The organism is Pseudarthrobacter chlorophenolicus A6 (genome assembly GCF_000022025.1).
Taxonomy (GTDB): domain Bacteria; phylum Actinomycetota; class Actinomycetes; order Actinomycetales; family Micrococcaceae; genus Arthrobacter; species Arthrobacter chlorophenolicus.
The window spans coordinates 2,474,223-2,496,199 of record NC_011886.1; the positions used below are offsets into that span (position 1 = coordinate 2,474,223).

Consider the following 21,977-nt stretch of genomic DNA (forward strand, 5'->3'; position numbering starts at 1 on the left):
CGCATATTCTGCGTCACACCGGGGGTTCCAGCCTGCGTCGCAGCGGCCCATCGTCACACAACCAGTATGACGGCGAAATACAACTGTCGCGCCCAAGCCGCGGCTACGCATCGGCTTGCCCCGACGGTTAGAGTGGCTGATGACGACTATGCCTGCAGGACAACAACCTTGTAACTCCGTGCAGACGTAGGAGCTCTAGGAACCCTGCCCGGCACACATGACCGGGCTGATGTAACCGATACGTCGCACACGGCGTACGTTTGCCGGGCAGTCACCCTGCCTGGCCTGAGTGCGCCGATCTATGCGCGCAAAGAGAGGTTGGACGTGGCTGCAGGAGAAGATACCTCCCATATCCTCAGCGGGTTGACTGACCAGCTGCCTGATCGTGATCCGGAAGAGACTGCGGAGTGGGTTGAGTCCCTGGATGCGTTGATCCGGGAACAGGGTACGGAGCGTGCCCAGTACATTATGCGGAGCCTGCTGCAGCGTGCGGGTGCGCAGAGTGTCGGGGTGCCGATGGTGACCACCACCGATTACGTGAACACGATCCCGGTGGACCAGGAAGCACCGTTCCCGGGCAACGAGGAATACGAGCGCCGGTACCGGGCGTACATGCGGTGGAACGCCGCGGTGATGGTGCACCGGGCGCAGCGGCCCGAGATCGGGGTGGGCGGGCACATTTCCACCTACGCCGGTGCCGCGACCCTGTACGAGGTCGGCTTCAACCACTTCTTCCGCGGCAAGGACGCCCCCGGTGGCGGGGACCAGGTCTTCTTCCAGGGCCACGCCTCCCCCGGCATGTACGCCCGCGCGTTCATGGAAGGCCGCCTCACGGAGGAGGACCTGGACGGGTTCCGGCAGGAAAAGTCCCGGGCCGGCCACGCCCTGTCCTCCTACCCGCACCCGCGCCTGATGCCGGACTTCTGGGAGTTCCCCACCGTGTCCATGGGCATCGGGCCGATGAACGCGATCTACCAGGCCCAGTCCAACCGGTACCTGCACAACCGCGGCCTCAAAGACACCTCCGACCAGCAGGTCTGGGCGTTCCTGGGCGACGGCGAAATGGACGAGCCCGAATCCCGCGGCCTGCTCCAGCTCGCCGCGAACGAGAACCTGGACAACCTGAACTTCGTGATCAACTGCAACCTCCAGCGCCTCGACGGGCCGGTCCGGGGCAACGGAAAGATCATGCAGGAACTCGAAGCGTTCTTCCGCGGCGCGGGCTGGAACGTGATCAAGGTCGTCTGGGGCCGGGAATGGGATGACCTGCTCACCCGGGATACCAACGGGTCCCTGGTGAAAATCATGAACGAAACCCCCGACGGGGACTACCAGACCTACAAAGCCGAATCCGGCGGGTTCGTCCGCGAACACTTCTTCGGCAAGGACCCCGCCACCAAAGACATGGTCGCGGACCTCACCGATGACCAGATCTGGAACCTCAAACGCGGCGGCCACGACTACCGCAAGGTCTACGCAGCCTACAAAGCCGCCACCGAATTCAAGGGCAAACCCACCGTCATCCTCGCCAAAACCGTCAAAGGCTACGGACTCGGACCGCACTTCGAGGGCCGCAACGCGACCCACCAGATGAAGAAGCTGACCCTTGATGACCTGAAGAAGTTCCGCGACCACCTGCGGATCCCGGTCACCGACGAACAGCTCGAGCAGGACACGTACCGCCCGCCGTACTACCACCCGGGCACGGACGCCCCGGAAATCAAGTACATGATGGAGCGCCGCGCAGCCCTGGGCGGGTCCGTCCCGGAACGCCGTTCCAAGCACGCCGAGATCGTGCTGCCAGAGGCAAAGACCTACGAGGTTGCCAAGCGCGGCTCGGGTAAGCAGCAGGCAGCCACCACCATGGCGTTTGTCAGGCTCCTCAAGGACCTGATGCGGGACAAGAACTTCGGTAAGCACATCGCCCCGATCATCCCGGATGAGGCCCGGACCTTCGGTATGGATGCGTTCTTCCCGACAGCGAAGATCTACAACCCCAAGGGCCAGAACTACCTCTCCGTGGACCGCGACCTCGTCCTGGCCTACAAGGAATCCCCCGCCGGCCAGCTCATCCACCCCGGCATCAACGAAGCCGGCGCCGTCGCAGCCTTCACCGCCGCCGGCACCGCCTACGCCACCCACGGCGTCCCCCTGGTCCCGGTCTACGTGTTCTACTCCATGTTCGGCTTCCAACGCACCGGCGACGCCTTCTGGGCAGCCGCAGACCAAATGACCCGCGGCTTCATCATCGGCGCCACCGCAGGACGGACCACCCTCACCGGCGAAGGCCTCCAACACGCCGACGGCCACTCCCCCCTCCTGGCATCAACGAACCCGGCAGTAGTCACCTACGACCCCGCCTACGGCTACGAAATGGGCCACATCATCCGCGACGGCATCGAACGCATGTATGGGCCGGACTCGGAGGACCGGAACCTCATGTACTACCTCACGGTCTACAACGAGCCCATCGTGCAGCCGGCAGAACCTGCCGAACTCGACGTCGAAGGCGTCATCAAGGGCATCTACCTGCTCGCTCCGGCAAAGATCGACGGTCCCCGGACCCAGATCCTGGCCTCCGGCGTGTCCGTGCCCTGGGCCCTCGAAGCCCAGCGCATCCTCGCCGAAGACTGGTCCGTCTCCGCCGACGTCTGGTCCGTGACCTCCTGGAACGAACTCCGACGCGACGGCCTCGCCGCCGAAGAAGAAGCCTTCCTCAACCCCGAACAGCCCGCCCGGGTCCCGTTCGTCACCCAGCAGCTCGAAGGCGCCACCGGCCCCGTCGTCGCCGTCTCCGACTACATGAAAGCCGTCCCGGACCAAATCCGGCAGTTCGTCCCGAACGAATACGCCACCCTCGGCGCCGACGGCTTCGGCTTCTCCGACACCCGCGCAGCAGCCCGCCGCTACTTCAAGAACGACACCCACTCCATCGTGGTGCGGGCCCTCGAGATGCTGGCACGCCGCGGCGAAGTGGATGCCGGCGCCCCGGTCAAGGCGATCGAGAAGTACAAGCTGCTCAACGTCAATGCCGGTACCACCGGCAACACCGGAGGCGAGGCCTGACCCCGCCATCAGGGAAATTCGGCCAGGTATGTGTGCGTCAGCGGTGCTGAAGCGGCGTAACTGACCGCGAACTCCTTCCGGCAGCAGCAACGACGGCGGCCCCCGCGCTAAATGCGGGGGCCGCCGTCGTTGCGTTTCCGCGGACTGTCCGCTGTGACGCAGGGCAAAGCGTGTTGTAGCCTTCGCACAAATGGAGCTTGCCGGGTGCTGGCCGTATGCTCGGAGAATGCCAGCACCGTCCACGCAGCCCGCGAAGCGTAAACCGTCCCAGCCGAAGGTCACTCCGGAAAAGTCCGAAACCCTCAAGAAGCTGCGGGCTAACGTGGGTCAGCTTTCCACCACCACCATGCGGCAACTGGAACAGTCGCTGCCCTGGTACAGCAGGCTGAGCGCCGATGAACGGTCCGCGCTGGGCATGGTGGCCCAGAACGGCATCGCCGCATTCGTCACCTGGTATGAGCGTCCCAGCTCCCCCTCCTGGATCCTGACAGACGTTTTCGGTACCGCCCCCACTGAGCTGACACGCTCCATCAGCCTGCAAAAGGCGTTGCAGCTCATCCGCATCGTCGTGGAAGTAGTCGAAGACCAGGTGCCGGTCATCGCGCCCGAGGCCGATCAGCCCTCGCTCCGGGAGGCTGTGCTGCGGTACTCGCGGGAAGTGGCTTTCGCAGCGGCCGATGTCTATGCCCGCGCGGCCGAATCCCGGGGGTCCTGGGACACCCGGCTCGAAGCGCTCATCGTTGACGCCATCCTGCGGGGAGAAAACACCGATGCCCTGCGCTCACGGATCGCAGCGCTTGGCTGGAAAGCGCAGGAGCGTTTCACCGTGATGGTGGGCAATTCACCGTCAGAGCCCAGCGCCAGCTATGTCAGTGAACTGCGGCGGATGGCTGGCCGATACGCCGAGGACGCGCTGGTGGGAATCCAGGGCGACCGACTCATCCTGATACTCGGCGGCTTACAGGACCGCGAAACCGCCTATGTGAAACTCAGCGAAATGTTTGCCCCGGGGCCCGTGGTGTATGGCCCCGAAGCCAGTTCGCTGCTGGAGGCCAGCAACTCGGCGCAGTCAGCCTTTGCAGGGCTGACGGCGGCACGGGCCTGGCCCTCGGCGCCGCGTCCCGTGGCTGCGGATGATCTCCTCCCCGAGCGCGTCATCTCGGGTGATGACGCGGCCCGCCGCTCCCTGGTCAAGAACATCTACCGGCCCCTCCTGGCCGCTTCCAACGGCCTGGTGGAGACGCTTGGCACGTACCTTGAACTGGGCCATTCGCTGGAGGCCACAGCACGTGAACTCTTTGTCCACGCCAACACGGTGCGGTACCGGCTGAAACGGGTTTGCGACGTTACCGGGTGGGATCCGCTCCTGCCCCGCGAAGCATTCGTCCTGCAGGCAGCCCTCGTCGTAGGGCGCCTTTCCGGCCCGCCGAAGTCCGCCACGGAGCGGCAGCCGTCCCGGAATCAGAGCTGAGGCGTTGTAGACTTCCTACAACCTGACCCCGTGAGGTTGGTGCGGACAAACACCGCTGGACCACACAGTAATTTGGAAAGCTGGTTACGTGCTTGCAATAGTCTGCCCTGGACAGGGCTCACAGACCCCGGGGTTCCTGGCCCCCTGGCTGGAACTGCCCCAGGTGGCAGGCCAGCTGGCCGCCCTCAGCGAGATCGCCGGAATCGACCTGGCCGCCCATGGCACAACTTCGGACGAGGAAACCATCAAGGACACTGCCGTAGCGCAGCCCCTGATCGTCGCCGCCGGACTCATCGCAGCCTCGTCGCTTTTCGACGTTGAACTCAGCTCCCTGCCGGTGGTCCTGGCAGGCCACTCCGTTGGTGAAATCACGGCCTCCGCCCTGGCCGGGGTCCTCACCCAGGACGAAGCCATGACATTCGTCCGCGAACGCGCAAACAGCATGGCGGCCGCCGCTGCCGTCACTCCCACGGGCATGAGCGCCGTCGTTGGCGGCGACCCCGCCGAGGTCCTGGCTGCCATTGAGGCCGCCGGCGCCACACCCGCCAACGTCAACGGAGCCGGCCAGACCGTGGCCGCCGGTACGTTCGAACAGCTCAAGGCCCTGGCAGATAACCCGCCGGCCAAGGCGCGGGTCATCCCCCTCAAGGTGGCCGGTGCCTTCCATACGAGCCACATGTCCCCCGCCGTCAGCGCCCTGCAGGCCATTGCGCCGCAGCTGAAGCCGCAGGCCCCCACGGTGCCGCTGCTGTCCAATTACGACGGCGGCGAAGTCACCGACGGTACTGCCGCCGTCGAAAGCCTGATCGCCCAGGTGTCACGGCCTGTCCGCTGGGATCTCTGCATGGAATCCCTGGTCCAGCGCGGCGTCACCGGAGTCATTGAACTGGCCCCGGCGGGAACGCTGGCCGGCCTGGCCAAACGCGGCATGCCCGGCGTCAAGACCGTCGCGGTCAAGACCCCCGATGACCTGTCCGCCGCCCTGGCACTTTTCGCGGAACTGGAGGGCGGCGCATGAGCGTTCCCACGCTGAAGCAGGCTCCGCTGCAGGAGCACACACGCATCCTGGGACTGGGCGCCTTCCGCCCCGGTGTCATTGTCACCAACGATGACGTCTGCCAGTGGATCGATTCGTCGGATGAGTGGATCCGCCAGCGCACGGGAATCGTGACCCGGCACCGCGCCGCGGCTGACGTAAGCGTCATTGACATGGCCGAGGGCGCCGCCCGTGAAGCACTGGCGAAGGCGGGGATCGAAGCGACGGACCTTGGCGCCGTCATCGTGTCCACCGTGACGCACCCCTATGCAACCCCTTCCGCGGCCGCAAGCCTGGCTGACCGGCTCGGTGCGACGCCTGCCCCGGCCTTCGACATCTCCGCAGCCTGCGCCGGATACTGCTACGGCATCGCCCAGGCTGACGCACTGGTCCGCTCCGGGGCCGCCAAATACGTCCTGGTGGTCGGCGCCGAGAAGCTGTCCGATGTCATTGACAACCGCGAACGCACTATTTCCTTCCTCCTCGGTGACGGCGCCGGCGCCGTGGTGATCGGGCCGTCCGACACGCCCGGAATCGCACCCTCCGTCTGGGGCTCGGATGGCAGCAAGTGGGATGCCATTGGCATGACCCGTTCCTTGCTCGATGTCCGGGACCTCGGGATGGCTGCACGCCAGTCCGACTCCACGGGCGACCTCGCCCTCCTGGAAGAAGCACAGGAGCTCTACCCCACCCTGCGGCAGGACGGCCAGACCGTGTTCCGGTGGGCTGTGTGGGAGATGGCCAAGGTTGCCCAGCAGGCGCTGGACGCTGCCGGAGTGGAGGCCGAAGACCTGGTGGCCTTCATCCCGCACCAGGCGAACATGCGCATCATCGATGAGATGGTCAAGAAGCTGAAGCTGCCCGAGACGGTTACAGTTGCACGGGACATTGCCGACGCCGGCAACACGTCCGCGGCTTCCATTCCGCTGGCAACCCACCGCCTGCTGCAGGAAAACCCGGAGCTCAGCGGCGGGCTGGCCCTGCAGATCGGCTTCGGCGCAGGCCTGGTTTTCGGCGCACAGGTTGTTGTCCTTCCCTAGCATCGTCCCATCAAAGGGGCCGCACCCGCGGCCTGATCCATTTCCGGCAGCCCCTGCCGGCAATACAAGAAAAGGAGCCATCAATGGCTAGCAACGAAGAAATCCTGGCCGGCCTGGCTGAAATCGTCAACGAGGAAACCGGCCTGGCCCCCGAAGCCGTAGAGCTGGACAAGTCCTTCACCGAGGACCTGGACATCGACTCCATCTCGATGATGACCATCGTGGTCAACGCCGAAGAGAAGTTCGGCGTCCGCATTCCGGACGAAGAGGTCAAGAACCTCAAGACCGTCGGCGACGCCGTCAGCTTCATCGCCGGCGCACAGGCGTAGTTACAGCTTCCGCCGCTCCGGCGGCATGGCCAGGGCTGCCGGTCCGGATGACCGAGCCGGCAGCCCGCCGTATTTCCAGCCACTTTTTGCTTTACCTGGCGCAGGCCTTCAAACCGGCCACGCCGGCCATCAAGATGCGGGACCCTCCGGCAGACGGAGACGGTTTCCCACCGACGAAAGAGTGATCCCATGACACGCAAAGTAGTCATCACCGGCCTGGGTGCCACCACACCCATCGGCGGCGATGTACCCACAATGTGGAAGAACGCGCTCAAGGGGGTCTCCGGTGCCCGCACCCTGGAGGACGACTGGGTGGCCAAGTATGAACTTCCCGTGCACTTCGCGGCACGCTGCAGCACCCCCGCCCTGGACGTCCTTTCGCGCGTCGAGGCAAAGCGCATGGACCCCTCCACCCAGTTCGGCGTGATCGCCGCCCGCGAGGCGTGGGCCGACTCAGGCATCACCGAGATCGACCAGGACCGGCTGGCCGTGGCATTCGCCACCGGAATCGGCGGCGTCTGGACGCTGCTGGACGCCTGGGACACGCTGAAGGAAAAAGGCCCCCGCCGGGTCCTGCCCATGACCGTTCCCATGCTCATGCCCAACGGTGTTGCCGCGGCCGTCAGCCTCGACCTGGGTGCCCGGGCCGGCGCCCACACCCCTGTCTCGGCCTGCGCTTCCGGCACCGAGGCCATGCACCTGGGCCTGGAACTCATCCGCTCCGGCAAGGCTGACGTGGTCATGTGCGGCGGCGCCGAGGCAGCCATCCACCCCATGCCCCTGGCCGCCTTCGCGTCCATGCAGGCCCTGTCCCGCAGGAATGACGACCCCCAGCGGGCATCCCGTCCCTACGACACCGACCGCGACGGTTTTGTCATGGGCGAAGGTGCCGGTGCCCTGGTCCTCGAAGCCGAAGAGCACGCCCTGGCCCGCGGTGCCCGCATTTACGGTGAACTGGCCGGCACGTCCGTCACGGCTGACGCGTACCACATCACGGCTCCGGACCCTGAGGGCCTGGGCGCCACCCGCGCGCTGAAGGCTGCCATGTTCGACGGCCGGATCCAGGCCGAGGACGTTGTGCACGTCAATGCACACGCCACGTCCACGCCAGTTGGTGACAAGCCCGAGTACACTGCCCTGCGCGCCGCCCTTGGCTCCCAGCTCGAGAGCGTGGCTGTCTCCGCAACGAAGTCGCAGATGGGCCACCTCCTCGGAGCTTCAGGCGCCGTGGAGGCTGTCCTGACGGTCCTGGCAGTCTACGAGCGCAAGGCGCCGGTAACCATCAACCTGGAGAACCAGGACCCCGAGATCCCGCTCGACGTGGTGACGTCGTCTCCCCGGGACCTTCCGACCGGTAACATCGTGGCGCTCAGCAACTCGTTCGGCTTCGGTGGCCACAACGCTGTCGTTGCCGTCCGCAGCGTCTAGTCCGTCCGGCCGCTGGCTTTCGGTGCCGGCGCTGTTGCATAAAAGGAGGAGGCCCCGCCATCAGGCGGGGCCTCCTCCTTTTGCTATGGAGATTCCGGTAGTGCCAGGGGGAACGACGGCGGTCAGCCCACCTGGTGGAGCCAGCGCACAGGCGCGCCCTCTGCCGCGTGACGGAACGGTTCGAGTTCCTCATCCCACGCCTCGCCCAACGCGAGCGACAACTCGTGGTAGACGGCCGAAGGATCGCCGGCCCCCGATTCATAGGCATAACGGATCCGGTCCTCAGAGACCATGATGTTTCCGTGCACATCTGTGACGGCGTGGAAGATGCCAAGTTCGGGCGTGTGGGACCAGCGGCCGCCGTCCACACCCTGGCTGGGTTCCTCAGTGACTTCGTAGCGCAGGTGGGCCCACCCGCGCAACGACGACGCCAGTTTGGACCCGGTGCCGGGAGTACCGGCCCAGGACAGTTCGGCCCGGAACATTCCGGGCGCGGCAGGCTGAGGGGTCCATTCAAGATCCGTGCGCTTATCCACAACAGATCCAATGGCCCACTCGACATGAGGGCACAAGGCCGTAGGGGCCGAGTGAACGAACAGCACACCGCGGGTCATTGCAACAGACATTCCATCCTCCATAGCTCTAGGTACGTCTTCCCCAACGACCTGTGCCTGGATGGAACTTCTGCGCCCTGTGCTGCGGCTGCTGTGTCCTGCCTGGTTATTTAGCTGTATCGGATTAAATAGTGTCCGGACTCGCTGTGCCGCATGAGGCCTGAGGGCTTCAAGAGGCACTTGTAAGTTGCCGGACGTGACTCTTATTGTGCCGTACCCCGCCTGGTTATGCCAGTGCGATGCGTCTCACGTCGTTTCAGGCCCTGGGATGGGCCTGCTGGTAGCTTTTGCGCAGCCGGTCCACTGACACGTGGGTGTAGATCTGGGTGGTTGCGAGGCTGCTGTGCCCCAGGATCTCCTGGACGGCTCGCAGGTCGGCGCCGCCGTCCAGAAGGTGGGTGGCCGCCGAGTGGCGCAGTGCGTGCGGACCCGAGGCGGAGGTGTCGCCCATGGCTTCGAAAAGGCCGTGGACAACAGAGCGGACCTGGCGCTGGTCCACCCGGCCGCCCCGGAGCCCCAGGAACAACGCCGGCCCGCTGGTGTCCTTTGCCATCAGCGGCCGCCCCCGGCGCAGCCAGTCGTCGACAGCGAGGGCAGCCGGTACACCATAGGGAACGGTGCGCTCTTTGTTGCCCTTGCCGATCACGCGGAGTGTCCTCCGGTCCGGATCCAGGTTGTCCACATCCAGGGCGGCCAACTCCCCCACACGGATTCCGGTGGCGTAGAGCAGTTCGACGATGGCCCGGTTCCGGACGGCCATCGGATCACCATCTGCAGCGCCATCCTCCAGCTCCTTTAACAGCCGCTCAAGCTGTGGGGCCTGGAGAACCCCAGGGAGTGACTGTTCACGCTTGGGTGCTTTGAGCCGCAGCGCAGGATCGGCCTCAAGGTACTCTTCCCGCAGCGCCCAGGCGGTGAAGGCCCGGATCGTGGCGGAGCGCCGCGCCAGGGTGGCCCGGGCCGCACCGGACTGGCTCTGGGCGCCCAGCCATCGACGGAGGGTCCCCAATTCCAGGTCCTCGAGTTCGGCTGCCCCCTCGGAGGCGGCGAAAGCCAAAAGGCTTTCAAGGTCGCCCAGGTACGCGCGCCGGGTGTGTGGGGATAGTGCCCGCTCGCCGGAAAGGTAAGCGGCAAACCCTTCCATTGCCCACTGAAGTTTCGCGGGTAGCCCAGCGGGCTGTTCAGCATGTTCCACCCTCCTACTTTCTCAGGTCCGGCTTCGCAAAGCGGCCTGACACGGCACACCGGCGATCCAGCATCCGTGCATCCGTAAATCGGCGAGTCTGTGAATCCGTGGCCACCGCGACCGTGATTGCCGACGCGTTGGCGACCGGCGCCGGATTGTGGTCAGTCAGTCGGTTGCTTTGCCCCGCTTCCAGCCGCCGCGTTCCGAGACCGCCAGCCCCACGAGCCCCAGGCGGCCCAGCCCGGCCCGCACAGAGTCCTGGCCCAGCCCGGCGACTGCCGCCAGCTTCTCCACCGAGGTGGTGGAGCGCAGGGGTAACGCGTCCAGGAGGATCAGGTCCTCAAGCGTCAGCCCGTCCTGGACCTGTGCAGCGCCCTGCCGCAGGTCCGGGAGGGCGGTTCCGCTGGGGGCGGCGAGCTCGGCGACCTCGGCGGCGTCGGTCACGCAGACCGCTCCCCCATCACGGAGGAGCCTGTGGCAGCCGGCCGAGTTGGCGCTGTGCACTGAACCGGGAACCGCGCCGACGGCGCGCCCCAGGGTTTCCGCGTGGTGGGCGGTGTTGAGCGCTCCGGACCGCCACCTTGCCTCAACCACCACCGTCACGGCGGACAGCGCGGCGATCAGGCGGTTCCGCTGCAGGAACCTGTACCGGGTTGGCGCCGAGCCCGGAGGCACTTCCGCGAGCACAGCTCCCTGGTTGCAGACAGCCCGGAGGAGGTCCTCGTTTCCTGACGGGTAGAAGCGGTCCACTCCACCGGCCATGACGGCGATAGTGGGGACGGCTCCCGAGCCGCCGGCGAGTGCTGCCCGGTGGGCGTGTGCATCGATGCCGTAGGCCCCGCCGGAGACCACTGTCATCCCCCGCTGCGCAAGGGAGTAGGCAAGATCACCGGTAACCGAGGCCCCGTAGCTTGTGCTGTCACGGGACCCCACCAAGGCGATACTGCATTCCAGGGCGGGCAGGGGCTGTTCGTGGCCCCGCCACCAGAGGCAGATGGGCTCCTGGATGCCGAGATCGCTGAGCTGCCCTGGCCAGAGCTCGTCCGATGGGACGATCAGGCGGCCGCCGAGCCGGGCCATGGTGGCAAGGTCACGCTCGGGTGCGAGGTCCGGGATCCGCGGTTGCCACCGCTTCAGGGACGCGGCCAGACCGGACCAGTTTGCGGACGGGCCGTTGTCCGCCAGCAGGCCTGAAATTTCCTGTTCGAGCCCTGGCCCCGCGGCCACCTGGCCCGTGGCAATCCGAAGCCCGTCCACTGCTCCTGCCACCTGGACCAAAGCCAGGCCGGCGGCATCCTGCGGTTCCATCAGACGCGAGAGCGCCGCACGGGCGAGACGTTCCGGGTTCATGCCTGCTTCAGTGGCGCCGGTCATGCCGCGGCCGCCGTTGCCTGCCGCAGGCCCAGTGCCTGCCCCACGTCGTTGGCATCCGGGGCATCCCGCAGTCCAAGGTCGGCCAGCGTCCAGGCCAACCGGAGGACACGGTCATATCCCCGCGCCGTCAGTATCCCGCGCTCCAGGGAGTGGTCCAGGATCCGGGTAACGCCGGGAGGCAACCGCAGTTCGCCGCGGAGGACCCGGCCGGACACCTGGGAATTCGTCTCCAGCCCGAACGGACCAAGCCGCTGTACCTGGCGTTGGCGTGCGTCCCGGACCCGGCGGGCCACTGATGCGGTGTCTTCCTCGGCTCCTGCCTGCCCGAAGTCAGCCAGCGAAACCCGCTCCACCTGCAGCTGGATGTCTACCCGGTCCAGCAGGGGCCCGGACATCCGGGCAAGGTACCGGCGCCGCATCATCGGCGTGCAGGTGCAGTCCAGCCCCTTCCCTGAAGCCTTGCCGCAGGGGCAAGGATTGGCTGCGAGCACCAGCTGGAACCGGGCCGGGTAGGCTGCTGTCCCGGCTGACCGGTGGATCACCAGCTCGCCGCTTTCCAGGGGCTGCCGCAGCGCATCGAGCACCCTGCGTTCATACTCGGGCGCTTCATCGAGGAAGAGCACACCGCGGTGGGCGCGGGATGCTGCCCCGGGCTGGCAGTCCTGACCCGCCGCCAATGATGGCCGCGGCGGTAGCCGTGTGGTGCGGGTTCTCAAAGGGCGGCCGCCGCAGCAGCTGGACCTGCGACGAGGGCAGTCCGCAGAGGGAATGGATGGCCGTCACTTCCATTGATTCGCGGTCTTCCAGGTCCGGCAGGATCCCGGGCAGACGCTCCGCCAGCATGGTCTTCCCGGCTCCGGGCGGCCCGGTGAGCAGCAGGTGGTGGGCGCCCGCCGCCGCCACTTCCAACGCCCTGCGGGCCTCTCCCTGCCCGGACACGTCTGCCATGTCCGGGCAGGGGGCCGCTTCCCCCGGCGCTCCTGCGTCGTCGTCGGCGTCGTCGGGCTCGAAATCGAGGGCAAGCTCCTGGGGGTCGGCGCCGAAATCGAGGGCGAGCCGTGCCAGGGTCCGGTATCCGTTGACGTTGGCTCCGGGGACCAGCGAGGCTTCGGCGAGGTTTGCCTGCGCCACCACAACATCGGGGTACCCGGCCTGCACGGCTGCCATGACGGCGGGAAGTATGCCGCGGACAGGCCTGAGCCTGCCGTCCAGGCCCAGTTCGGCGATGAAGACGGTTCGTCCTGTGGCGCGGATGTCATTAGCCGCCCGGAGCGCCGCCATGGTTACGGCCAGGTCGAAGCCGGAACCGCGTTTGGGCAACGAAGCAGGGATCAGGTTGGCGGTGATCTTGCGGCGGCTGAGGGGTATGCCCGAATTCTTTGCCGCGGAGCGGATGCGTTCCCTGGCTTCATTCAGCGCTGCATCCGGAAGTCCCAGGATCACGAACGCCGGAAGGCTTTGGCCAATGTCAGCTTCGACCTCAACCATGTACCCGTTCAGGCCCACGAGCGCCACAGAATAGGTGCGTCCGAGCGCCATTCAGCCACCCCCTTGAGGTGTTCCACCACGGGGCTGCCGCCGCCGTCGTCCACCACCGCGATGACGTCGACGCGGCGCAGCGGCATCCTCAGCTCGCGGTCCCTGCACCAGGCGGCTCCGAGCCGGTGCAGGCGGGCCAGCTTGTCCGGTCCCACCGCCTCGAACGGGTGGCCGTAGTCAAGGGACCGGCGCGTTTTGACCTCGGCAATGACCAGCGCGTCCCCGTCCAGCGCGACGACGTCGATTTCGCCCTCGCTGCAGCGCCAGTTGCGCTCCACTATCAGCATGCCGAGGGTCTCGAGATAGCCGACGGCGAGGTCCTCGCCATGCCGGCCCAGCAAATCTTTGGCTTTCATTTCTACCTCCGCAACCAGCCTGCGGGCAGGCGGTTGCGGAGGACAGGGAGCGTGTCCCCTATGTGCATGGCGGCGGCGGTGTGGAGGAATAGTCCACGTAGCGGGCAAGGCGCCACGGACCCCCGCAGCGCCACTGGAGCCGGCGCGCCCTAGTTGCCCAGGTCTACGTCTTTCGGCAGTGCCAGTTCCTCGTTCCGCGGAAGTTCCTCCACGTTGACGTCCTTGAAGGTCAGGACGCGGACGCTCTTGACGAACCGTGCGGACCGGTAGACATCCCAAACCCACGCATCGGAGAGGGTCAGGTCGAAGTAGACCTCGCCATCTGCACTGCGGGCCTGCAGGTCCACGTGGTTGGCCAGGTAGAAGCGCCGCTCGGTCTCGACTACGTAGCTGAACAGTCCGACAACGTCGCGGTATTCACGGTAGAGCTGCAGCTCCATGTCAGTCTCATAGTTTTCAAGGTCCTCGGCACTCATGCTTCCATCTTGCACTATGTCCAGCAGTGCCGGAGCCGCAACAGCCCGGGAGCGGGCGCTGCGGGTCCCGGAACGGAGTCAGTCCCCGCCTGCCATGTCACCGGCGTCCTGGAGTTCCCCGCCCAGGAGGCGCCAGCTCACCCGGTGGTAGGGAGTGGGTCCGGCGGCACGCAGCACATCGCGGTGCAATACCGTGGCGTAGCCATTGTTGATGTCCCAGCCAAAGTCGGGGTACTCGGCGTGAAGTTCACGCATGGTCCGGTCCCGCTCCACCTTGGCGATGACACTGGCGGCGGCCACGCTCAGGCACTGCATATCGGCTTTGACCTTGGTGTGCACCGGAGCGTCGCATGCTGCCTCCGGCGCCTCCTGGTCGAAGAGCGAGAGCTGCTCTGCCGGCGAAAGCCAGTTATGGCTTCCGTCCAGCAGCACCATGTCCGGAATCACCCCGGCGGCCAGGATGTCCTGCCAGGCCCGCGTTCCCGCCAGCCGCAGCGCCGCAATAATTCCCAGTGCGTCAATCTCATGCGCCGAGGCGTGCCCCACCGCGGAGGCCACGCTCCAGCGGCGCACCAGAGGCTCCAGCCGCTCGCGCTCGGTGGCGCGGAGGAGCTTGCTGTCGCGTACGCCTGCCAAGGGCTTCTGGCGTTCAAGGTCGACGACGGCAATCCCCACGCTGACCGGACCGGCCAGTGCGCCGCGGCCCACCTCGTCCACCCCGGCAAGGAACCGTACGCCCTGCGCTTTGAAGGTCCGCTCATGGCGCAGCGTGGGCGCCTTGCCGCGGCCCGTGGCCTTTGATGATCCGGACCTCGGCCTGGCGGGCGCCTTGACGGTCACGGCCTGTACTGCCTCGGTCATGGTCAGGGCGCAGCGGGGACGTTGCGGAACACTTCGGGGTAGTTGCCCAGGGTGGTGATGCGGTTGAGCGGCCAGGCGATCACGGCTGCTTTGCCTTCAAGGTCGCTGAGGTCGATGAAGCCGCCATCGGACTCCATATGGGAGCGGGAGTCGGCGGAGTGGTTCCGGTTATCGCCCATCACCCATACCTTGCCTTCCGGGACCGTGACGTCGAAGTCGCGGACCTGCGGGACTTCTGCCGGGTTGATATAGGTTTCGTCGACCGCGGCGCCGTTAATGGTCAGTTTACCGCCGGCGTCGCAGCAGACCACATGGTCGCCCGGCAGCCCGATGACCCGTTTGACGAGGTGCTGGTCTGTAGTGTCGGGGAGCAGGCCGACGAAGGTGAGGCCGTCCTGGACCCAGGTGAACGGACCCTTCGCCTCGGGTGTTGCCGGCGGGAGCCAGCCCTTTGTGTCGCGGAAGACGACGACGTCTCCACGGCTGAGGGCGAAGGGTTCCGGGACCAGGAGGTTGACGAAGATCCGGTCGTCAATGTCCAGGGTGTTCACCATGGACTCAGAGGGGATGAAGAACGCGCGGAACAGGAAGGTCTTGATGAGGAAGGACAGCACGACGGCGATTACCACCACTGTGGCTACTTCCTTGAGCCAGGCAAACACCGGGCTGCCCGAGTCCTTGCCGGAGGGTTTGCCCGCGGCTTTGGCAGCCGAGCGGCTCGGCGCCTGGGCAGGCTCTGCGTCGACGTGCGCCCCTTCGGCCCCGGTGTCAGGCACTGGATTCGGGGCTGCGGCTGGTTCGGGTGACTGCCCGGCGGGCTGGTCCGCGGCTCCATCGCGCCGCGGTTCGGGTGTCCGCGCGTGGTTCTCGGGCATCTACTGTCCGTTCTTTGGGGTTGGTGCAGCCGCAGCCGGCCGTGGTACTGGAGCAAATCTATCAAGCGGCCAGACGATCTGGACGGGACGGCCGATGACACGGTCCAGCGGAACCATGCCGCCACCGGGTGCGCCCAGCAGGCTTCGCGAATCGGCGGACACGGAGCGGTGGTCGCCCATGAGCCAGAGCCGGCCTTCAGGGACCACTGAGTTGAATTTTTGGGTGCTCGGCACGTCTCCCGGGAAGACGTAGGGTTCGTCCACGGGCTCCCCGTTGACGGTGACTTTACCGGCCGCGTCGCAGCACACCACGGAATCCCCGGGCAGTCCAATGACCCGCTTGACGTACGTGGTGTCGCTTCCTGTCAGCCCCAGCCACCGGGTGGCCGCGGTCGCGGCGTCTGCCAACGGGCCCTTGCCGCTGTTGAGCGGGGCGAACGTGCCGCGTCCGTCGAAGACCACCACGTCCCCACGCCGGATGGGTTCGGCCGTGAAGTCGGTCCGGGACACCAGGATCCGGTCCCCGCCTTCCAGCAGGGGCTCCATCGATTCCGAGGGGATGAAATAGATATCCAGCCACAGCGACCGGACCAGCCCGCTGATGACGACGGCGAGCAACAGTGCCAGGAACGCAAAACGCCAGCCCGGTTTCCTGGGCTGGCGTTTTGTCTGGTCCATATGTCCGTATCCTGGGCGCTGGTGCTGGTGGCTCCGGCGCTGGCCGGATACGGCTGCGGCCCAGCCTTCGTAGGTCCGGGAGGACTTACTTGGCAGAGGTGAAGTCGCGCTTTTCCTTGATCTTTGCAGCCTTACCGCGCAGTGCACGCATGTAGTAAAGCTTGGCGCGGCGGACATCGCCCTTGGTGACAACTTCGATCTTGTCGATGATCGGGGAGTGCACCGGGAAGGTACGCTCCACGCCGACGCCGAAGGACACCTTGCGGACCGTGAAGGTCTCGCGGACGCCATCACCCTGGCGGCCCAGGACGAAGCCCTGGAACACCTGGACACGGGAGTTCTTGCCTTCGATGATGTTTACGTGCACCTTGAGGGTGTCGCCGGCGCGGAACGCGGGGACGTCAGTGCGCAGCGAAGCTGCATCGACGGAATCGAGAATATGCATAATTGCACTCCTGGTGAACGCCACAGGTCATTCACTTTAGGTCACGGCCGGGAAAGCCCAACGCCGAAGGCGCAGTGGGAGTATCCCGCCCGAAGTTAAGTGGTCCGGCCGCCTCACTGGTTGACGAGGCCGGTTGTCAAGCTGTTGGTTGCGCTCCCCCTGTGGCAGGTGCGGACCCAGCAGACACAAGGACTAATTTTGCCACAGCGGCGCCCGTACAGCCAATCCTGCGCAGCTTCAGCCTGCGGGTTCCGCCGTGCCCTGCCGCCGGACAGGCCTGCCGTCGACAATGTCGTAACCCAGTTCCTGCAGGGCCAGGCGGTCGGCCTTCGGAAGCTTCCCGGCATCGAACACCTCCAGCAGGTCGGGACGCCGCTCGGACGTCCGGCGGAACTGTTCATGGCGCCGCCACTGGGCGATCTTGCCATGGTTTCCGCTCAGCAGGATGGCTGGTACCTCGCGGTCGCGCCAGACGGCGGGCTTGGTGTACACCGGATACTCCAGGAGGCCGTCTGAATGGGATTCCTCCACCAGGGATTCGGGATTTCCCACGACGCCGGGCAGCAGCCGCCCCACCGCCTCCACCATGGCGAGCACGGCGACTTCTCCCCCGTTGAGGACGTAATCGCCCAGACTGACGGGCCGCACGTCGAAGTGCTCGCCGGCCCATTCGATCACGCGTTCATCAATGCCTTCATAGCGTCCGCAGGCGAAAGCCAGGTGCTCTTCGCCTGCCAGCTCGTGGGCCAGGGCCTGCGTGAAGCGCTCCCCTGCAGGTGACGGAACGATGAGGACGGGCTTGCCCTGGTGCCCGCGCCGCGCTTCGGCAACAGCGGTAAGCGCCTGCGACCACGGTTCAGGCTTCATGACCATGCCGGCGCCGCCTCCGTAGGGAGTGTCGTCCACGGTACGGTGCCGGTCGGTGGTGAACGACCTGAGGTCGTGGACATGCAGGTCCAGGATGCCGTCCTGGCGAGCCTTGCCGATCAGGGACAGTTCCAGGGGCGCCAGGTACTCGGGAAAGATACTGACGACGTCGATGCGCATCTAGTCGGTGCCTTCGGGTTCCGACGGTGCGGCTTCGCCGGAGTTGACTTCGAAGAGCCCGTCCGGCGGGGTGAGGAGGATGTACCCCTCGCCGACATTGACTTCGGGGACAATCTGCTCGACGAAGGGGATCAGGATTTCCTCGCCGTCCGGGGTGGTGACCATCAGCAGGTCCTGCGCCGGGGCGGTGTTGAGGGCGGTCACCTTGCCCACGACCGTGCTGCCCACACGGGCTTCGAGGCCCACGAGCTCATGCTCGTACCAGCCGTCTTCATCGTCCTCGTCCAGTTCCGCTGTTTCGATGAAGAGCTTGGCGCCACGGAGCGTCTCAGCCTGGTTGCGGTCCTCGATTTCCTCGAAGGCCAGCAGCAGGATGTCCTTGTTCCAGCGGGCGCTGCTGACTGTCAGCGGCCCGGACTGCGCAGGTTCCACCACGAACTCCACACCGGGGACGAAACGGTCCCCGGGGGCGTCGGTCATTACCTGGACCGTGACTTCCCCGCGGATGCCGTGGGGCTTGCCGATGCGGGCCACCTGGAGCTGCATATGTTCCTCTGTTCGGGTTGGTGCACATTGTGTTGGTTCGTGAAAAAACTCCGGCCCCTCCACCAGGTGGTGGAGGGGCCGGAGAGCAAAACTGGTGTTGCCGGACGCTCAGCGGCGGCGGTCGGTGTCGACGACGTCAACCCGGACCGGCTCGCCGCCAGCCAGCGCTGCCACGACGGTGCGCAGTGCACGTGCCGTGCGGCCCTGGCGGCCGATCACCCGTCCCAGGTCATCCTGGTGAACACGAACCTCGAGGGTATCCCCGCGGCGGTTGTTCTTCGAATTGACCGTGACGTCGTCCGGGGAATCAACGATTCCGCGGACCAGGTGCTCCAGCGCGTCTGCCAGCAACTTACTCAGCCTCGGTGGTCTCTGCTTCGGCTTCGGCTGCCTCAGACTTGGAAGCCTTCTTAGTGATGGCTTCCGGGATGATGACGGAACCCTTCTCCGGTGCGACGAAGGCTTCCTTCTCGCCCTTGGTCTTCAGGGTGCCTTCCTGGCCCGGGAGGCCCTTGAACTTCTGCCAGTCACCGGTGATCTTGAGGATCGCGGCAACCTGCTCGGACGGCTGGGCACCGACGGAGAGCCAGTACTGTGCACGCTCGGAAGCGACCTCGATGTACGAGGGCTCTTCGGTGGGGTGGTACTTGCCGATCTCCTCGATGGCACGGCCGTCACGCTTGGCGCGTGAGTCCATGACGACGATGCGGTAGTACGGGGCGCGCATCTTGCCGAAGCGCTTAAGGCGAATCTTTACGGCCACTTTTGTGGTCACTCCTGTTTCAGAAAAGGGGTGAACCCGGCGTTCTGCACCCGTGGGGCGGGCCGTACTTGCGGGTTCGAAGGACAGGATCCAGACGCGGAGAGAGGGGCCACGCAGATCGAGTACCTGTCCATTGTGCCAGATCAGCGGGAGGATTTCGACTTGGCAGCCCGCGTCCGCGGGGACGGCGCCGGGCCCTGCCCAAATCGCCGCGCCGGGGGAAGCTCAGGCGGACCAGACGTACAGTCCCGAGCGCTCCGAATCGCCGATTCCGCCGGCCAGTTCGGCAATTTGCCGGATGTAGGCTTGCGCCTGCCCGGCGTCGAAGGGCATGTCGTCCTGCGCTGCCCATTGCGCCGCGACGTCCTCGAGGACATCGCCTTCGCCTTCAGTTTCGTAGGTGAGCAGGTCGGCCAGGGCGCGGACCATGGCCGGGGGCGGCCAGCAGGGAGTCGCTGGCCACGTCCACCATCGTCAGTTCGTAGTCGGCGCCGCCCGCGTGGACCGCAGTACCTGCCAGGTCTCCGAGCTGCTCTACTTCGAAGTCGCTGATGCCGGGGATCCGGACCGCGTCGGCGGCGGGCGGGGTGCCCCCGCCGTCAAGGGTTCCGGCGCGCTTCAGGGCGGCATCGTGGGTGGCTACGAAGATTTCGGTAAAACCCATGGGAAGTGACCTCTTCCGTGTACGGTACGGCGCGCCGGGGATACCTGCCTGGCATCCCCGGTCTAACGGTTTCAGCCTAGTACGCGGGAGGGCCGCTCAGCGCACCGCAACCCGGATGCTGTTGCGCCATGGGTCCTCGAAGCGCAACTCAGCGCCGGTGTGGTGCGAGGAGACCCCGGCGACCTTGAGGCGGTCAGCGAGCGCGCCGACGTCGTCACCGGACGGCACCTCGATGAGGACCTCGCCGAGGCCAAGGGTGTCTTTCCGCGGAACGGCGCCGCGGCTGTTCCAGACGTTCATGGCCATGTGGTGGTGGTAGCGGCCCGCGGAGACGAAGAGGGCCTGCCCGTGCCAGCCGGCGGTCTTTTCGAACCCGAGCGTTCCCACGTAGAAGTCGCGGGCGGACTGGACGTCGCCCACCTGGAGGTGGACGTGGCCCACGCCGGCGGTGGTCTGCCGCTGGCCTTCCAGGGACTCCTCGGTGAGGTGCTGCTCAAGGTAGCGCTGGGGCGGGAGCGCCAGGCTGTCCATGACCACGTCGGTGCCGTTCCAGGACCAGTTGCTGCGGGGGCGGTCCCAGTAGAGCTCGATGCCGTTGCCCTCAGGATCGCTGAAGTAGAACGCCTCGCTGACCAGGTGGTCCGCACTGCCCGTGAAGGCCCGCGGCTCGAACTGGGCTGCGGTGGCCACCGTGGCGGCGAGCGCCGCCTGGTCTTCGAAGAGGAGGGCCGTGTGGAACAGGCCGGCCTCTCCCCTGCCGGGGATGGCCAGTCCGCGGGCCGGGGCCAGATGGACCAGCGGCTTGCCGAGGCGGCCGAGGTAGAGGCCGCCGTCCTGCTCCGCGACCACCTCGAGCCCCAGTGCGCGCTGGTAGTAATCGGCCATGACCTTCATGTTGCCGACCTTGAGCATTACGGTGCCCATGGCGAGATCGGCAGGAAGAAGATCCTGGCTGGTGGCTTCTGCAGTCATTGAACGCTCCCTCTTCTGGAGGCCGTCCGGATGGGGCGGCCCGTCATGAGTTAAAATTACTTGAAGCTTCAATTTATTCCAAGTGCAGGACGGAGGTTTCCCTAGCGGACCACGTGGCCGCCCAAAACTACGTGGGATGGGTGAGCCACGGTCTCCAGGGTCCTCCGGGGATCGTCCCGGAACAGCACGACGTCGGCACGCGCCCCTTCTGCCAGCCCGTCAGCGCCCAGCCATGACCGGGCGGCCCAGCTGGCCGCATTGAGCGCCTCGGCCGCGGGCAAGCCCGCTGCGTGCAGGGCAAGGATTTCGTCCGCGATCCTGCCGTGGCGGATCACGCTGCCGGCATCTGTTCCGGCGAAGACCTGCACCCCGGCTTCCCAGGCCTCCCCTACGCGTTCCAGCCGGCGTTCCCAGAGCGCCAGCATGTGGTCGGCGTACACCGGAAACTTGGGCCTGGCCTGGGCGGCAATATCCGGGAACGTGGCGATATTGACCAGCGTGGGCACGATGGGTACGCCCTGCTCCACGAACCGCGGCAGGTGCCTGGGCAGCAAGCCGGTGGCGTGCTCGATGCAGTCAATGCCTGCATCGAGCATCTGGTCCAGGGTGTCTTCGGCGAAGCAGTGGGCGGTGACGCGGGCACCTTCGTCGTGTGCGGCACTGATCGCGTCGCGGACGACGCCGGCGGGAAAGGAGGGTGCGAGGTCGCCGGCGCCCCGCTCGATCCAGTCCCCGACGAGCTTGACCCAGCCGTCGCCGTCGCGGGCTTGCTTGCGCACGGCTTCCACGAGCCCCTCAGGCTCCACCTCGTGGGCGAACCCCCGAAGGTAACGGCGAGTCCGGGCGACGTGCCGCCCGGCCCGGATCAGCAGCGGAAAGTCGCGGCCGCCCTGCATCCAGCGGGTGTCCGCGGGCGACCCCGCATCCCGGATCAGCAGTGTGCCTGCGTACAGGTCGGCACGGGCCTGGGCTTCCGACTCGGCGGCGTCCACCGGCCCGGCAGGACCCAGGCCGATATGGCAATGGGCGTCAACGAAACCGGGCAGCACCCAGCCGTCCAGCACAATGTCCGGGCCCGCCTCCGGACGGGTGAATGTCAGGCGTCCGTCCACGGACCAGAGCCCGCGCCGTTCGCTGTCCGGTCCCGTGAGGGCGGTGCCGCTGAAACCGATGATGTATGGCATGCATGCCTCCTCTTCCTGCCCGGTCAG

Annotated in this window: 22 protein-coding genes and 2 pseudogenes; 6 read left to right on the top strand and 18 right to left on the bottom strand. The window is 66.4% G+C overall.

Annotated features, from left to right (window positions below; genetic code table 11):
• Positions 1-324 precede the first annotated feature (324 nt).
• The 6 genes from aceE to fabF all read left to right on the top strand — a co-directional run bounded on the left by aceE (position 325) and on the right by fabF (position 8,370).
• Positions 325-3,066 (top strand): pyruvate dehydrogenase (acetyl-transferring), homodimeric type, encoded by a 2,742-nt coding sequence (gene aceE / locus ACHL_RS11125; RefSeq protein ID WP_015937388.1) that lies wholly within the window; start codon positions 325-327, stop codon positions 3,064-3,066.
• A 226-nt stretch (positions 3,067-3,292) separates the two neighbouring features.
• Positions 3,293-4,537 carry a PucR family transcriptional regulator gene (locus ACHL_RS11130; RefSeq protein ID WP_015937389.1) on the top strand — a complete coding sequence of 415 codons (1,245 nt, stop codon included), beginning with the start codon at positions 3,293-3,295 and terminating at the stop codon, positions 4,535-4,537.
• A gap of 88 nt (positions 4,538-4,625) precedes the next feature.
• The gene (locus ACHL_RS11135; protein ID WP_015937390.1) at positions 4,626-5,555 is read left to right on the top strand and encodes an ACP S-malonyltransferase; all 930 of its coding nucleotides are present in this window, start codon (positions 4,626-4,628) and stop codon (positions 5,553-5,555) included.
• Entirely contained in the window at positions 5,552-6,613 is a 1,062-nt protein-coding gene (locus tag ACHL_RS11140; protein WP_015937391.1) for a beta-ketoacyl-ACP synthase III, read from the top strand. The genes ACHL_RS11135 and ACHL_RS11140 overlap by 4 nt, the downstream gene beginning before the upstream one ends.
• Positions 6,614-6,696: 83 nt before the next feature.
• Complete coding sequence (locus ACHL_RS11145; protein WP_009359314.1) at positions 6,697-6,942, top strand: acyl carrier protein; 246 nt, start codon at positions 6,697-6,699, stop codon at positions 6,940-6,942.
• Between the two features lie 189 nt (positions 6,943-7,131).
• Positions 7,132-8,370, top strand: a complete 1,239-nt coding sequence (gene fabF / locus ACHL_RS11150) for a beta-ketoacyl-ACP synthase II (RefSeq protein WP_015937392.1) — start codon at positions 7,132-7,134, stop codon at positions 8,368-8,370.
• 122 nt (positions 8,371-8,492) lie between these two features.
• Here fabF and ACHL_RS11155 read toward each other — a convergent pair whose 3' ends face one another.
• The 18 genes and pseudogenes from ACHL_RS11155 to ACHL_RS11235 all read right to left on the bottom strand — a co-directional run bounded on the left by ACHL_RS11155 (position 8,493) and on the right by ACHL_RS11235 (position 21,950).
• Entirely contained in the window at positions 8,493-8,996 is a 504-nt protein-coding gene (locus ACHL_RS11155) for a DUF3145 domain-containing protein (RefSeq protein WP_015937393.1), read from the bottom strand.
• A gap of 244 nt (positions 8,997-9,240) precedes the next feature.
• Positions 9,241-10,128 (bottom strand): tyrosine recombinase XerC, encoded by an 888-nt coding sequence (locus tag ACHL_RS11160; RefSeq protein ID WP_015937394.1) that lies wholly within the window; start codon positions 10,126-10,128, stop codon positions 9,241-9,243.
• A 207-nt stretch (positions 10,129-10,335) separates the two neighbouring features.
• A complete protein-coding gene (gene dprA, locus ACHL_RS11165; RefSeq protein ID WP_015937395.1) occupies positions 10,336-11,544 on the bottom strand; it encodes a DNA-processing protein DprA in 1,209 nt (402 codons plus the stop codon).
• On the bottom strand, positions 11,541-11,966 hold the full coding sequence (locus ACHL_RS24925) for a magnesium chelatase subunit ChlI family protein (protein ID WP_407681029.1): 426 nt from the start codon (positions 11,964-11,966) through the stop codon (positions 11,541-11,543). Before ACHL_RS24925 ends, dprA begins: the two co-directional genes overlap by 4 nt.
• Positions 11,940-13,083: pseudogene (locus ACHL_RS11170) on the bottom strand (YifB family Mg chelatase-like AAA ATPase); the annotation flags it as partial. The pseudogene ACHL_RS11170 and the gene ACHL_RS24925, both read right to left, overlap by 27 nt.
• A complete protein-coding gene (locus ACHL_RS11175; protein WP_015937396.1) occupies positions 13,041-13,439 on the bottom strand; it encodes a YraN family protein in 399 nt (132 codons plus the stop codon). The pseudogene ACHL_RS11170 and the gene ACHL_RS11175, both read right to left, overlap by 43 nt.
• Before the next feature lie 149 nt (positions 13,440-13,588).
• Positions 13,589-13,915: a DUF2469 domain-containing protein gene (locus ACHL_RS11180; RefSeq protein WP_015937397.1), complete on the bottom strand. Its 327-nt coding sequence runs from the start codon at positions 13,913-13,915 to the stop codon at positions 13,589-13,591.
• A 78-nt stretch (positions 13,916-13,993) separates the two neighbouring features.
• On the bottom strand, positions 13,994-14,776 hold the full coding sequence (locus ACHL_RS11185) for a ribonuclease HII (RefSeq protein WP_015937398.1): 783 nt from the start codon (positions 14,774-14,776) through the stop codon (positions 13,994-13,996).
• Positions 14,777-14,778: 2 nt separating this feature from the next.
• Complete coding sequence (gene lepB / locus ACHL_RS11190) at positions 14,779-15,651, bottom strand: signal peptidase I (RefSeq protein ID WP_015937399.1); 873 nt, start codon at positions 15,649-15,651, stop codon at positions 14,779-14,781.
• Entirely contained in the window at positions 15,652-16,329 is a 678-nt protein-coding gene (gene lepB, locus ACHL_RS11195) for a signal peptidase I (RefSeq protein ID WP_015937400.1), read from the bottom strand.
• Between the two features lie 85 nt (positions 16,330-16,414).
• Positions 16,415-16,774, bottom strand: a complete 360-nt coding sequence (gene rplS, locus ACHL_RS11200) for a 50S ribosomal protein L19 (protein WP_015937401.1) — start codon at positions 16,772-16,774, stop codon at positions 16,415-16,417.
• A 237-nt stretch (positions 16,775-17,011) separates the two neighbouring features.
• Complete coding sequence (gene trmD / locus ACHL_RS11205) at positions 17,012-17,821, bottom strand: tRNA (guanosine(37)-N1)-methyltransferase TrmD (protein WP_015937402.1); 810 nt, start codon at positions 17,819-17,821, stop codon at positions 17,012-17,014.
• Positions 17,822-18,367, bottom strand: coding sequence for a ribosome maturation factor RimM (rimM, locus tag ACHL_RS11210; RefSeq protein WP_015937403.1), 546 nt, complete (start codon positions 18,365-18,367; stop codon positions 17,822-17,824).
• A gap of 108 nt (positions 18,368-18,475) precedes the next feature.
• Positions 18,476-18,718 (bottom strand): RNA-binding protein, encoded by a 243-nt coding sequence (locus ACHL_RS11215; RefSeq protein WP_015937404.1) that lies wholly within the window; start codon positions 18,716-18,718, stop codon positions 18,476-18,478.
• A 1-nt stretch (position 18,719) separates the two neighbouring features.
• On the bottom strand, positions 18,720-19,130 hold the full coding sequence (rpsP, locus tag ACHL_RS11220; RefSeq protein WP_015937405.1) for a 30S ribosomal protein S16: 411 nt from the start codon (positions 19,128-19,130) through the stop codon (positions 18,720-18,722).
• 225 nt (positions 19,131-19,355) lie between these two features.
• Positions 19,356-19,794 (bottom strand): annotated as a pseudogene (locus ACHL_RS11225) (hypothetical protein).
• A gap of 96 nt (positions 19,795-19,890) precedes the next feature.
• Positions 19,891-20,766, bottom strand: a complete 876-nt coding sequence (locus ACHL_RS11230) for a VOC family protein (protein WP_015937406.1) — start codon at positions 20,764-20,766, stop codon at positions 19,891-19,893.
• Between the two features lie 101 nt (positions 20,767-20,867).
• Positions 20,868-21,950, bottom strand: coding sequence for an amidohydrolase family protein (locus ACHL_RS11235; protein WP_015937407.1), 1,083 nt, complete (start codon positions 21,948-21,950; stop codon positions 20,868-20,870).
• Between the last annotated feature and the right edge of the window lie 27 nt (positions 21,951-21,977).